General features: G+C 64.2%; 11 protein-coding genes. All 11 read right to left on the bottom strand.

Going from position 1 to position 13,279, the window contains the following annotated elements; translation table 11 throughout:
* Window positions 1-172: 172 nt before the first annotated feature.
* A complete protein-coding gene (locus AC1DXS_RS24145) occupies window positions 173-709 on the bottom strand; it encodes a YgjP-like metallopeptidase domain-containing protein (protein ID WP_477739977.1) in 537 nt (178 codons plus the stop codon).
* Window positions 710-744: 35 nt separating this feature from the next.
* Window positions 745-2,265: a lysine--tRNA ligase gene (lysS, locus tag AC1DXS_RS24140; protein WP_477739976.1), complete on the bottom strand. Its 1,521-nt coding sequence runs from the start codon at window positions 2,263-2,265 to the stop codon at window positions 745-747.
* 138 nt (window positions 2,266-2,403) lie between these two features.
* Window positions 2,404-3,063 carry an LON peptidase substrate-binding domain-containing protein gene (locus AC1DXS_RS24135; protein WP_477739975.1) on the bottom strand — a complete coding sequence of 220 codons (660 nt, stop codon included), beginning with the start codon at window positions 3,061-3,063 and terminating at the stop codon, window positions 2,404-2,406.
* Window positions 3,064-3,205: 142 nt separating this feature from the next.
* Window positions 3,206-4,078, bottom strand: coding sequence for an acetyl-CoA carboxylase, carboxyltransferase subunit beta (gene accD / locus AC1DXS_RS24130; protein WP_477739974.1), 873 nt, complete (start codon window positions 4,076-4,078; stop codon window positions 3,206-3,208).
* A 107-nt stretch (window positions 4,079-4,185) separates the two neighbouring features.
* Window positions 4,186-5,004: a tryptophan synthase subunit alpha gene (gene trpA / locus AC1DXS_RS24125; protein WP_477739973.1), complete on the bottom strand. Its 819-nt coding sequence runs from the start codon at window positions 5,002-5,004 to the stop codon at window positions 4,186-4,188.
* Window positions 5,001-6,302 carry a tryptophan synthase subunit beta gene (gene trpB, locus AC1DXS_RS24120; RefSeq protein ID WP_477739972.1) on the bottom strand — a complete coding sequence of 434 codons (1,302 nt, stop codon included), beginning with the start codon at window positions 6,300-6,302 and terminating at the stop codon, window positions 5,001-5,003. Before trpB ends, trpA begins: the two co-directional genes overlap by 4 nt.
* On the bottom strand, window positions 6,280-7,011 hold the full coding sequence (locus AC1DXS_RS24115) for a phosphoribosylanthranilate isomerase (protein WP_477739971.1): 732 nt from the start codon (window positions 7,009-7,011) through the stop codon (window positions 6,280-6,282). The genes trpB and AC1DXS_RS24115 overlap by 23 nt, the downstream gene beginning before the upstream one ends.
* Entirely contained in the window at window positions 7,008-7,802 is a 795-nt protein-coding gene (gene truA / locus AC1DXS_RS24110; RefSeq protein WP_477739970.1) for a tRNA pseudouridine(38-40) synthase TruA, read from the bottom strand. Before truA ends, AC1DXS_RS24115 begins: the two co-directional genes overlap by 4 nt.
* 39 nt (window positions 7,803-7,841) lie before the next feature.
* Entirely contained in the window at window positions 7,842-10,583 is a 2,742-nt protein-coding gene (locus AC1DXS_RS24105) for a FimV/HubP family polar landmark protein (protein ID WP_477739969.1), read from the bottom strand.
* A gap of 253 nt (window positions 10,584-10,836) precedes the next feature.
* Complete coding sequence (gene asd, locus AC1DXS_RS24100) at window positions 10,837-11,976, bottom strand: aspartate-semialdehyde dehydrogenase (RefSeq protein ID WP_477739968.1); 1,140 nt, start codon at window positions 11,974-11,976, stop codon at window positions 10,837-10,839.
* A gap of 285 nt (window positions 11,977-12,261) precedes the next feature.
* Window positions 12,262-13,279: 3-isopropylmalate dehydrogenase (leuB, locus tag AC1DXS_RS24095; protein WP_477739967.1), on the bottom strand; the 1,018-nt coding region annotated here is incomplete at its 5' end.

Here is a 13,279-nt window from a genome sequence, read left to right as displayed (position 1 = left end):
CGCTTGGCTCGAGCACCGCAGGTTGCCCGCAGCGAAGCGAAGGGACCCAGACTGCGGGTCGCCTTTTCTTTGGTGACTTTCTTTTGGCGAAGCAAAAGAAAGTTACTGGCCGCCGGGCCACTCCCGGCCAGCAGAACCCAGCAGAGGGCACGCCGCCGGCGCAAGAACCGACCTAGGGCGCGGTCTGCCCCGCAGGCCAAGCCAGCTTCCCCACTTGATCAAGGTGGGTCAAATAAACCCGCAAATCAAACTCATACTGGTGGTACTGCGGCTCCATGTGCGTGCACAGCTGGTAGAAAGCCTTGTCATGGGCCCGCTCCTTGATGTGGGCCAGCTCATGCACCGTGATCATGCGCAGAAACTCCACGGGCACGTCTTTGAACAGCGTGGCGACACGGATCTCGCGTTTGGCCTTGAGCTTGTTGCCTTGCACGCGCGACACGGTCGTGTGCGTGCCCAGTGCGTGGGCGATCACGTGGAGCTTGCTGTCGAACGCAACTTTGGACAGCGGCTCGGAGCTGCGCAGGAAATCGTTCTTGAGATCCATCACGTAGTCGTACAGCGCCTTGTCGGTCCGCACACCATGGCCCTGGGGGTACTTGGCGAGCAGCACTTCGCTGAGCCGGCCCTGATCCAGCAACTGCTGAACCTGGGTCCGCAGGTTTTCCGGATACCCGGCGAGGTATTTGAGGGGGGAGGCATTGGCCATCAGGAATTCAGGCCAGACGCCTCACTGCTTGCGCTTCAGGCCTCGCGACGCAGCGCCGGAAAAAGGATGACATCCCGAATGCTAGGGCTGTCGGTCAGCAGCATCATCAGGCGGTCAATGCCCACGCCGCAGCCGCCGGTGGGGGGCATGCCGTATTCGAGGGCGCGCACGAAGTCGTGGTCGTAGAACATGGCTTCGTCGTCGCCGCTGTCCTTGGCCGCGACCTGGGCGTTGAAGCGGGCGGCCTGTTCTTCGGCGTCGTTGAGCTCGCTGAAGCCGTTGCCGAATTCGCGGCCGGTGATGTAGAGCTCAAAGCGTTCGGTCACTTCGGGCCGGCTGTCGTTGGCGCGCGCCAGCGGCGAGATTTCCGTCGGATGCTCCATGATGAAGGTCGGCTGCCAGAGCTTTTCTTCGACCAGTTCCTCGAAGTACAGCACCTGCAGGCTGGCGAGCGATCGCGTCGAGAGGCGGTCTTTTTCCTCGCTCATGCCCAGCTTTTTGAGGGCATTGGTGAGCCATGCGGCGTCGTCGACATGCTCGCCGGCTTCGGTGTGCTTGAGGATGGCTTCGCGTATCGTCAGGCGGGCAAAGGGCTTGGCGAGGTCGACTTTTTCTTCCTTGCCGCCGTAGCTCAGCTGCAGCGTGCCCACGGCCTTTTGCGCCGCGTCGCGGATCAGCGCCTCGGTGAAGTCCATCAGGTCGTTGTAGTCCCAATAGGCCGCATAGAACTCCATCATGGTGAATTCGGGGTTGTGCCGCACCGAGATGCCTTCGTTGCGGTAGCTGCGGTTGATCTCGAAGACGCGGTCAAAGCCGCCGACGATCAGGCGCTTGAGGTAAAGCTCCGGCGCAATGCGCAGGAACATCTCCTGGTCCAGCGCGTTGTGGTGCGTCTTGAAAGGCTTGGCATTGGCGCCGCCCGGAATGGGGTGCAGCATGGGCGTTTCGACCTCGAGGAAGTCGTGGCCGACCATGAATTCGCGGATAGAACTGACGGCCTTGCTGCGCGCGGTAAAACGCTTGCGAGCCTGCTCGTCGGTGATCAGGTCCACATAGCGCTGGCGGTATTTCTGCTCCTGGTCGGCCATGCCGTAAAAATCGCCGGGCAGGGGACGCAGGCTCTTGGTCAGCAGGCGCACGCTGGTGGCATGGATGGACAGCTCGCCCGTCTTGGTCTTGAAGACCTTGCCTTCCGCGGCCACGATATCGCCCAGGTCCCAGTGCTTGAAAGCGGCATAAAGCTCTTCGCCGATCTCATCGCGTGTGAGAAAAATCTGGATGCGACCCGTACTGTCCTGCAGGGTGGCAAAACTCGCCTTGCCCATCACGCGCTTGAGCATCATGCGGCCGGCGATCTTCGCGGGAATGGCTTCCGCAGCCAGCGCCTCGCCGTCCTTGTCATCGTGTGCGGCGTGCAGCTTGGCCGCATGGTCGGTCGGCTTGAAGTCGTTCGGGAAGGCCACGCCTTTGCCGTCCGCCTGATTTTTACGCAGGGCCTTGAGCTTTTCGCGGCGCTCGATGATCAACTGGTTTTCGTCTTGCGGGGGGATGGACATAAGGTCAAGGTTCCGGAAAAAGGTCAAAAGATGTCGGGCGCCCCGCCCAACTGAGGTGGGAGCTGAAAAGCGCCGAATTGTCGATTTTAAGTGACGCTGGCGCTTTGGCCCGGGTGCCTGAAAACGCGTGGTTGGCGGTCAGAGCGCGATGCCCGTGCGCTCCAGGATGTCACTCACGAGTTCCAGCCGCATCAGCGGGTTGTCGAGTTGCATCAGGCGCTGCTTGAGCTCCAGGGGAATGGGCAGCAGCTCGCACCAGCGGTTGGAGACCCAGCCGCAGTCTTCAAGGTGGTAGGGCGACTGCAGCGGCATCTGGGTCTGCGGCAACTCGCGGTCCTGCAGGCTTTTGATCAGCTTGCCCAGCGCGTCCGCCGTGGTTTGCAGGTCGGCGGGGATTTGCACGGCCTGGTCGTCTTCCAGGCGGGTGACATCGGCGATCCACAGGCCGTGTTTGAGTTTTTCACGGCGGGTGATCTCAAAGCGCTGGGCACCCGTGCAGCGTATGGCCATCAGGCCCGGCTGCAACATGGAGAACTCGGTGATGGTGGCCAGCGTGCCGATGCTGCTGAAGGCCTCGTGCGCAAAGCCATCGCCGCCCGGGCCGGTGTCGGCGGGACGGCGCACTTCCGAGCCTTCGGTCAGCGACACCACGCCGAAAGGGGCGCCTGCCTTGTGGCATTTGCCGATCATGTCCAGGTAGCGTACTTCAAAGATGCGCAGCGGCAGGACGCCGCCCGGAAACAACACCGCGCCCAGCGGGAACAGGGGAAGGGAGCTCAGCGTCAGGGCTTCGGGCATGGTCTCGTCGCGCTTTGGATTGCAGTGAGCCACATCATCCCACGCTCCCCTGGAGGCGCGGGTATTTCTGCGTCTAATACGCCGGGCTCAGGAGGGCTTTTCGGTACGTTCTGGCGCCGCAAATGTGGGGACGGGATCCGCCTCAGCTGACGGCGTCGGCCGGCTGCCTGAGCAGCATGGCCAGCGAACTGGCCACGGTTTTGCGCAGCTCCCGGCGATCGCAGATGAAGTCGATCGCGCCCTTGGTCTGCAGGAACTCGGCGCGCTGGAAGCCTTCCGGCAAGGTCACACGCACGGTCGATTCAATGACGCGCGGGCCGGCAAAACCGATCAGGGCCTTGGGCTCGGCGATGACCACGTCGCCGACAAACGCGAAGCCGGCGCTCACCCCGCCCATGGTGGGGTCGGTCAGCACGCTGATGTAGGGCAGGCCTTTTTTGGCCAGGCGCGTCAGGGCGGCATTGGTCTTGGCCATCTGCATGAGGCTGAGCAGGCCCTCCTGCATGCGCGCGCCGCCGGTGGCGGTAAAGCAGATGAACGGGACTTTTTGCTCGATGGCCGCGTGCACGCCGCGCACAAAGCGCTCGCCCACCACGCTGCCCATGCTGCCGCCCATGAAGTCGAAYTCAAAGCAGGCGACAACCACGCCTATGCTGTGCACCGCACCTCCCATGACGATGAGCGCATCGGTTTCCTGGGTGTTTTCCAGGGCTTCCTTGAGGCGCTCGGGGTATTTGCGGCTGTCCTTGAACTTCAGGGCGTCGACCGGCAGCACTTCCTGGCCGAGTTCATAGCGGCCTTCCGGGTCCAGGAAGGCGTCCAGCCGCGCGCGCGCGCCTATGCGGTGGTGGTGGCTGCATTGCGGGCAGACGTTCTGGTTTTTTTCCAGGTCGGTCTTGTAGAGCACCGCTTCGCAGCTCGGGCATTTGATCCAGAGGCCCTCGGGCACCTGGCGGCGTTCCGTCGGGTCGGTGGGGCYGATTTTGGGGGGGAGAAGTTTTTCTAGCCAAGACATGAAGTCAGTCCTTTTGGTGTCGGGCGGCGCCTGGGGCTTGCCGGGCGAAAAGCGCAATTATGCGCCGGTTTGCCCGGTCTCCGGCCCCAGGCCGGCCCGCTCGAAAGTCAGTCCAAAGCAGTACGAATTTCTTTCAAAAACGCCTGGGCAACGGCCGCTACCTGCTCCCGCGGCTGGTTTTCGATCAGCTGGATGATTTTGCTGCCTATGACCACGGCATCGGCCACCTTGCCTATGGCCTTGGCGGTTGCCGCGTCGCGTATGCCGAAGCCCACGCCCACGGGCACGTTCACATGCCGGCGTATGCGCGGCAGCGTGGCTTCGACGGCCCCCACGTCCAGCGTGCCGGCGCCGGTCACGCCCTTGAGCGAGACGTAGTACACATAGCCGCTGGCGACTTCAGCCACCTGGGCCATGCGGGCGTCGGTGCTGGTGGGCGCCAGCAGAAAGATCAAATCCATGTTGTGCGCACGCAGCCGGGCGGCGAATTCCACACACTCCTCGGGCGGGTAGTCGACGATGAGCACGCCGTCCACACCGGCCTGCGCGGCATCGCGGATGAAGGCGCTTTCGGTTTTGCTGCCGCCGTGCTTGATGTCGTAACGCTCCACCGGGTTGGCGTAGCCCATCAGGACGATCGGCGTGGTGTTGTCCTTGGTGCGGAACTGGCGCACCATCTCCAGCACCTGGGCCAGGCCGATGCCGAAGGACAGGGCCTTGTCGCCGGCTTTCTGGATCACCGGGCCGTCGGCGCTGGGGTCGGAAAAGGGCACGCCCAGTTCGATCACGTCGGCGCCGCCGGCCACCATGGCGTGCATCAGCTCCGGCGTGACGTCGGCAAACGGGAAGCCTGCGGTGACGTAAGGGATCAAGGCCTTGCGACCCTGGCTTTTCAGCGTGGAGAAAGTAGAGGCAATACGGCTCATGATTGCACCCCGCTACCCTTGGCGCCGCTGGCATCGAAGGACGCTGCCGAAGCTGCGCCGCCTTTGACCGAGAGGCCCCGCATGGAGGGCCGGTCGTAAAAGTCAGCCCCCGAGAGATCGGCCACCGTGCCGATGTCCTTGTCGCCCCGGCCCGAGAGGCAGACGAGCAGGCTCTGGTCGCTGCGCATGCTGCGGGCCATTTTCATGGCGCAGGCCACGGCATGGCTGGATTCGAGCGCGGGAATGATGCCTTCGGTGCGGCACAGATAGTGGAAAGCTTCCAGGGCTTCCTTGTCGGTGATGCCAACGTATTCGGCACGGCCTATGTCCTTGAGGAAGGCGTGCTCCGGGCCCACGCCGGGATAGTCGAGCCCGGCGCTGATGCTGTGGGTCTCGGTGACCTGGCCGTCCTCGTTTTGCAGCACATAGGTGCGGTTGCCGTGCAGCACGCCGGGCAGGCCGCGCTGCAGGGATGCGGAATGCTTGCCGCTTTCCAGGCCCTCACCGGCCGCTTCGACACCGATCAGGCGGGTTTTCGCGTGCTGGATATAGGGGTGGAAGATGCCCATGGCGTTGCTGCCGCCGCCCACGCAGGCGATCACCGCGTCGGGCTGGTGGGTGCCGATGAATTCCGGCATCTGCTGCAGGCATTCGGTGCCTATCACGCTCTGGAAGTCGCGGACCATCATGGGGTAGGGATGCGGGCCCGCCACGGTGCCGATGATGTAGAAGGTGTTGTCCACGTTGGCGACCCAGTCGCGCATGGCTTCGTTGAGCGCGTCTTTCAATGTTTTGCTGCCGCTTTCAACCGGCACCACCGTGGCGCCCAGCAGGTTCATGCGGTAGACGTTGGGGCTTTGGCGCTTGACGTCTTCGCTGCCCATGTAAACCACGCACTCAAGGCCGTAGCGCGCGCAGATGGTGGCGGTCGCCACACCGTGCTGGCCGGCGCCGGTCTCGGCGATGACGCGCGGCTTGCCCATGCGGCGCGCCAGCATGGCCTGGCCTATGGTGTTGTTGATCTTGTGCGCGCCGGTATGGTTGAGGTCTTCGCGCTTGAGGTAAATCTGCGCGCCGCCCTGTTCGCGGCTCATGCGCGCGGCGTGGTAGATCGGCGAAGGGCGGCCCACGAAATGCGCCAGCTCGGAATGGAATTCGGCGATGAATTCCGGGTCGTGCTGGTATTTGGCGTAAGCCGTCTTGAGTTCGTTGATCGCGTGGGTCAGCGTTTCCGAAACGAAACTGCCGCCGTAAATTCCGAAATGGCCTGAAACGTCAGGCTGGTGGTACTCGTACATGATGGGGACTCTTTGCAAGTAACTCGTCGGCGGCGCGCACGGCCGCGACGAACTGGTTGATTTTGTCGGCGCTTTTGATTCCCTTGGAAATCTCGACGCCGGAACTGACATCAACGGCCAGCGTTGTGCAACGCGGCCTGACTTGCGAAATGCCATCGATCACGTTTGCAGGCGTCAATCCACCAGACAAAACGAGGTGAGCGTTGACGTTTGGAGGAAGAAGTGACCAATTGAATGTTTTCCCGCCGCCGCCATAACCTTCGACATGAGCGTCGAGCAGGATGGCTTGTGCGGCCTTGAAGTCCTGGGCGTATTTTACGAGATCAAAGCCGCCTGGGTTGCCCGGGGTGTTTTCGGAGGCTTTTTCATCCAGCGGAATGCGCGCGGCGCGCATGAAGGGCCGGCCTGCCTGCAGGCAGGTTTCGGGTGTTTCGTCCCCGTGGAATTGCAGGAAGGCCGTGGGCATGAGGGCGCAGGCGGCGCTGATGCGGGCCGTGGGCGCGTTGACGAAGAGCAGTACCGGGGTCACAAAGGGCGGCAGGCGGCGGGACAGTTGGGCGGCGCGTTCGGCCGTCACATGGCGCGGGCTGGCCTCGTACATCACAAAGCCGACCGCATCGGCCCCGGCGGCCACGGCGGCATCCACGTCTTCCTCACGGGTCAGGCCGCAGATCTTGATGCGGGTACGGGTAGGGGGGATGGGCGTCATGGCAACCAATCATAGGCTGCTGTGCGGTTCGGGAGGCCATAGTGGTCTTCGTAGACAGGCCCGAGAAAGTACAAGCCGTCCGGCGAAAACGTCGGCGCGGCGGCATCGCGGCTGCGCGCGGCCATCACGCCGGCCAGCCAGTCGGGCGGGTAGCTGCCCTGGCCTATGGCGACCAGGCAGCCCATGATGTTGCGGATCATGTGGTGCAAAAAAGCGTTGGCTTCGAACTCGAAGCGCCAGTACCGGGCGCCCGGCTCCCCACGGTGCGAGATTGTGATGTGTTTGATGGTTTTGACGGGGGACTTGGCCTGGCATTGCGCCGCCCGGAAGGAGCTGAAATCATGCTCGCCGACCAGCTGGGTGGCGGCCTGGCGCATGGCTGCCTCATCCAGCGGCCGGTAGACCCAGCCGACGCGCCCGGCTTCGACGCTGGGCCGCACGGCGGACTCCAGCACCACGTAGGCGTAGCGCCGTGCGATGGCGCTGCCGCGGCAATGGAATTCATCCGGAACTTCGCGTGCCCACTGCACGGCGATGTCGGACGGCAAAAAGGCGTTGGTGCCGCGCACCCAGGAGGCGATGTCGCGCTGCAGCAGGATGTCAAAGTGCACGACCTGCATCAGGCCGTGCACGCCGGCATCGGTGCGGCCGGCGCACAGGGTGCGTATGGGCTGGGCGGCGAATTTTCCGAGCGCCAGCTCCAGCTTGTCCTGGATGGTATTGCCCGAAAGCTGGCTTTGCCAGCCTTCGTAGCCGCTGCCGCTGTAGCTGATGCCGAGTGCGATCCTCACAGGCGGGCACGCAGTGAACGCAGCGCGTTCAGGCTGCGCTCACGACAGGGCGTTCAGGAAGGCCTGCGCCTTGACCTTCAGCGGGCCCTTGGCTTCGGCCATTACCTCTTCTGCCAGCGACCTGGCGCCGTCCGAGTCGCCGAGCGAGCGGAATTCCTCGGCCAGCAGGAATTTGGTTTCCAGCGGGTCTTCGGATCCGGACAAGGCTTCCTCGGGATGCGCGGGGCTTTCCGTGGTGGGGCCGTTCAGGTCCAGGGACAGCGAGCCGAGGTCGAACTCCAGCATGCCGTTGTCAGCCGCGGCCGGAGCCGGCGCGGGGGCCGCCGCTTTCACGGGGGCCGGCGCCGGTTTGGGCGTTGGTGTGAAGGGTTCGGCCGTGAAGTTCAGGCCTTCGTCAAGGAAGGAAGCGTCGGGCGCGGGCGCCGCAACAGGCTTGGCAACCGGTGCCGGCGGGGTAGCTGTCGGCAGTGCCACCGTGGCGCTGCTGAAGTCCATGTTCAGGGGAGCGGGTTCCGGCACCTTCATGGCCACCGTGGGTTCGACGCGCACGGGGGCTGGTGGAGGCGGCGGCGGGGCCGAAATGGCTGCCGGAGCGGTCGGTTCACCAGGTTCGTCACCGAGGGAGAAGTCCAGGTCGAGGTCGACATCCACCGAAGGCGTGGGAGCGGGAACGTGCGCCGGCTGCGCCACCATGGCCACCGTGCCGCCCGGGCTGAAAGCCGAGGTGCTGCCGCCAGGGGCCGAGCCTGCAGGCTGTCCGCCGGGCTGGTACATCGGGTTCGCGGGATCGAGCTCACGACCCATCTCGGTGATGTAAGCCCATTCAGGGCCGCTGCCGTGGGTGAGGTTGAACGCTTCGATGGCGACCGTTTCAAACGCCTTGCTGTCGCGGCGCTTGGCGTAGATTTCCATCAGTTTGGCATGGATGGCTACGCGCATCGGGCTGGTGCGCATGGCCTCTTTGAGGATTTCCTCAGCCTGCAGATCACGTCCATAGGCCAGGTACACATCGGCTTCGGCTACGGGGTCGACGTCGCCAGCGGCATCCAATTGACTCGGCGAATACACCAGGGACGAGCCCGTGGCGTTGCCTTCATTCGTGTCAATCCTTTGGCCGCCGCTGGCGCCGAAAAAAGAATCGGGCTGCAGCCTGCTTTCGAGGAAGGAACTGTCGACCTGGGCCGCGCCGCCGCGCTGGCGGTAGCGGTAAAAACCGAAACCGGCGAGCAGCAGCAGCAAGCCGCCTGCGATGGGCAGGATCAGCGGATTGTCGAGCAGTTCGTCGAGCAGGCTGGGCTCAGGCGGCGGCGGAGGCACGGCCACGGGCTTTTTGGCGGGAGCCACAACAGGCGGCGTGACCGCTGCACTGGCCACTGGTGCGGGCGCGGAAGCCGCAGGCGCTGCGCTGGTGGAGGCTTCGGAGGCTGATGTTGCGGGCGCCGAAGCGGCCGCTGCTGCCGCACTGGCGGCGGCAACCGGGGGCGTGACGGCGGCGACGGCGGGGGCCGGTGCCGGTGCCGGTGTTATGGCCGGGGTGGATGCTGCTGCCGCGGGAGCCGTGGCAGCCGGTGCCACCGCGGGGGGCGGCGTCACGCTGGCGGGCGCGGGAACCGCGACACCTGGCGTTTTGGCGGCACTGGCTGCGGGTGCGGCCGCTGGGCCGGCGCCGAGCTTGTTGAGCTCGTTGATGTTCTTGGACAGTTCGGCCACCCGTGTGGAGGCTTCCTTGGCCTGGCGTTCCTTGGCGATCTTGTCTTCGGCGGCGGTAAGTGCCGCCTTGCCCTGTACAGCGCCCTTGGAAAGGGTCAGCTTGTCGGGTGTGGTGCTGGCAGGCGCGCGGTCTTCGACCTTGGCCTGCACCTTGCCGCCGGCCTGGCGGTCGGCGCTGGCCACCTGGGTGGCCGGCACGCCTTCGGCCAGTTTGCGGCGGAAGCTGTTGAAGTCCTTGCTTTGCGCAACGATGGTCTGGCTGGCGTCACCGCTGGAAATCGCACTGGCCGTTTCGGCGCTTGGTATATCGAGCACCGCGCCGGATTTGATGCGGTTCACGTTGCCGCCGATGAAAGCGTCCGGGTTGCTGCGCAGCAGGGCGACCAGCATCTGGTCCAGCGACACGCTGGCGGGCTTGTTCTGGGCGGCGATCTTGCCGGCGGTGTCGCCAGCCTTGACGGTGACCTGTTTGTCGCCGCCTGCGGGCACTTTTTCGAGAGGTGCTGCGGACGCTTTGGCGACCGGTGCGGGCCGGGTGCTGGGGCCGGCCGGTGGCGAATAGGGGATGGAGGCAATGCCCTTGGCGGGTGGGGCGGCCGGGCGGGAAGACAGAACAGGCGCTGTGGGCGCAGCTGCCGCCGAGCTGCTCGAGCGCAGCGCCGGTGGGTCGAACAGCATGGTGTAGTCGCGCGTGATGCGGCCGTTGGCCCAGCTGGCTTCCAGGATCAGGTCGACAAAAGGCTCGGTGACGGGGCGATTGCTGCTCAGGCGCAGAAAGGAGCGGCCGTCGGGACGGCGCTGCAGGGTGACTTCGACGCCGGAGACCACACTGCCGTATTCAAGCCCGGCAGCCCTGAAAGTGTCGGGGGGCGCAACGCCGGCCTTGAGGCTCGACGCTTCATCGGGTTTGATGTCGGCGATCTCGATTTCCGCGCGAAGGGGTTCCCCCAACGCCGATTGGACCGTGATCCGGCCCAGCGCGAGCGCATGGGCTTCCAGACTTGCCAGGCTACCGAGCAGTGCAATGGCACTTGCCAAGGCGCCTATGCGCCAACGACCGCGATTAATCATGGGGTTGTGAGCCTCCAGTGCTCGGTCTGCATGTAACTTTATTCTGCTTATGCGCACAAAAACCTCGATGCGAATTTTCGAAAAACAACCTTAACATCAAGGCATTAGGCTGACAAGCTAAGACACCACTTAAGTTTTGACACAGCGAGTTAGCAGCAACTTACAAGTTTCCAATGTTGTCTGACCACAACGTCTTGTGACATGTGGTTACGGATAGGCGGCCGTATGTTGGCGGCCGCTCACCTCAATTAATTTATGCCTGCACCAAGATGCGCAGCATGCGGCGCAGCGGTTCGGCGGCGCCCCACAGCAGCTGGTCGCCCACGGTGAATGCGCCCAGGTAGTCGGGACCCATGGCCAGCTTGCGCAGGCGGCCCACCGGGATCTGCATGGTGCCGGTGACGGCCACCGGCGTGAGGTCCTTGATGGAGGCTTCACGCGTATTGGGCACCACTTTGACCCACTCGTTGTCGGCCGCGATCATGGCCTCGATGTCGGCCAGGGGCACATCCTTCTTGAGCTTGAAGGTCAGCGCCTGGCTGTGGCAGCGCATGGCGCCAATGCGCACGCAGAAGCCGTCGACGGGGGTTTCGGCCGTGCCGAAGCCGGCGCCCTGGCCCAGGATCTTGTTGGTCTCGGCGCCGCCTTTCCATTCTTCCTTGCTCATGCCGTTGCCCAGGTCCTTATCGATCCAGGGGATCAGCGAACCGCCCAGCGGCACGCCAAAGTTGGCGGTTTCAGTCGCGCCCAGGCCTTGTTGTTTGGCCAGGATGCGACGGTCGATTTCGAGAATCGCGGATTTCGGGTCGTCCAGCAGCGTGCGGACCTCGCTGTTGAGCGTGCCGAACTGCGTCAGCAGCTCGCGCATGTGCTGCGCGCCGCCGCCCGAGGCTGCCTGGTAGGTCATGCTGGTCATCCACTCGACCAGGCCGGCCTTGTACAGCGCACCCACGCCCATCAGCATGCAACTGACCGTGCAGTTGCCGCCAATCCAGTTGGTGCCGCCCTTGGCCAGGGCATTCTGGATCACGGGCAGGTTGACCGGATCCAGGATGATGACGGCGTCGTCGTTCATGCGCAGCGTGGAGGCCGCGTCGATCCAGTGGCCCTTCCAGCCGGCGGCGCGCAGCTTGGGGAAAACTTCGGAGGTGTAGTCGCCGCCCTGGGCCGTGATGATGACGTCGCACTTCTTGAGCGCTTCAATGTCAAAGGCGTCTTTGAGCGTTGTCTCGTTCTTCGCCTGGGCGGGGGCTTTGCCGCCTGCGTTGGAGGTCGAGAAGAACACCGGCTCGATCAGGTCGAAATCGCCTTCGGCCTGCATGCGGTCGATCAGGACCGAGCCGACCATGCCGCGCCAGCCGACGAGCCCTGTGAGATTGCCTTTGAGTTTCATTGGAACTGCCCCTTCAAAAAGTCAAAAATATGGCTTTTGGGCCCGGCTCATCGAGCCGGCAGGGCACGACGAACCAGGCTTGCTAGCCTTTAATGGTGGTCGTTTTGGTGATCTGGGCAAAAACCGGCGCGCCATGACCCGCGCGCAGGGCGGCGGGGCAGTGGGTGAAAGCGGGGTTTTTGCGCATATGCCTCGATTGTAGCCAGGCTTGGCTTTAGCGGGGCTGACAACCGCCCCAAACCTGTGTTTTGACGCAGGTTTGAGGTGGTTTGCTGCAAAAAAACGTCAGGCCAAGGCTTTGACCACGGCATCGCCCATTTGGACGGTCCCGACCTTGGTCGTGCCTTCGCTGTAGATGTCCGGCGTGCGCAGGCCCTGGCTCAGCACGGCGTCCACAGCCTTTTCGATGCGGGCGGCAGCTTCGGGCTGGTTCAGGCTGAAGCGCAGCATCATCGCCGCGCTCAAAATTGTGGCCAGCGGATTCGCCACGCCCTTGCCGGCGATGTCGGGCGCGCTGCCGTGGCTGGGTTCGTACAGGCCCTGGTTTTTGTCGTTCAGGCTGGCCGAGGGCAGCATGCCGATGGAGCCGGTCAGCATGGCGGCGGCGTCGCTGAGGATGTCGCCGAACATATTGCCGGTGACGACCACGTCAAACTTCTTGGGCGCCTTGACCAGTTGCATGGCGGCGTTGTCCACATACATGTGGTCCAGCGCGACGTCGGGGTACTCTTTGCCGACTTCGGTGACCACGTCTTTCCAGAGCTGGAAGGTTTCCAGCACGTTGGCCTTGTCGACGCTGGTCACGCGTTTGCCGCGCTTGCGGGCGGCCTGGAAGGCGACGTGGGCGATGCGTTCGATCTCGGGGCGCGAATAACGCATGGTGTCAAAAGCTTCTTCCGCCCCGGGAAAGTGGCCGTCAGGCGAAACGCGGCGGCCGCGCGGCTGGCCGAAGTAGATGTCGCCGGTCAGCTCGCGGATGATGAGGATGTCCAGGCCCGACACCAGTTCGCGCTTGAGGCTGGAAGCATCCACCAGCTGCGAATAGCAGATCGCGGGGCGGAAGTTGGCGAACAGGCCCAGGTTCTTGCGCAGGCCCAGGATGGCCTGCTCGGGGCGCAGCGGCCGGTCCAGCTTGTCGTATTTCCAGTCGCCCACCGCGCCGAACAGCACGGCGTCGGCTTCTTTGGCGAGCTTGAGCGTGGCCTCGGGCAGCGGATGGCCATGAGCTTCGTAGGCGGCGCCGCCGACCAGCGCGCTTTCGGTTTCAAACTTGAGGTCCAGGGCCTTCAAGACCTTGACGGGG

The organism is Polaromonas sp. P3_B1 (assembly GCF_056402935.1).
The sequence above is the reverse complement of the archived record's forward strand: the minus strand, read 5'-3'. Positions and strand labels throughout refer to the sequence as shown.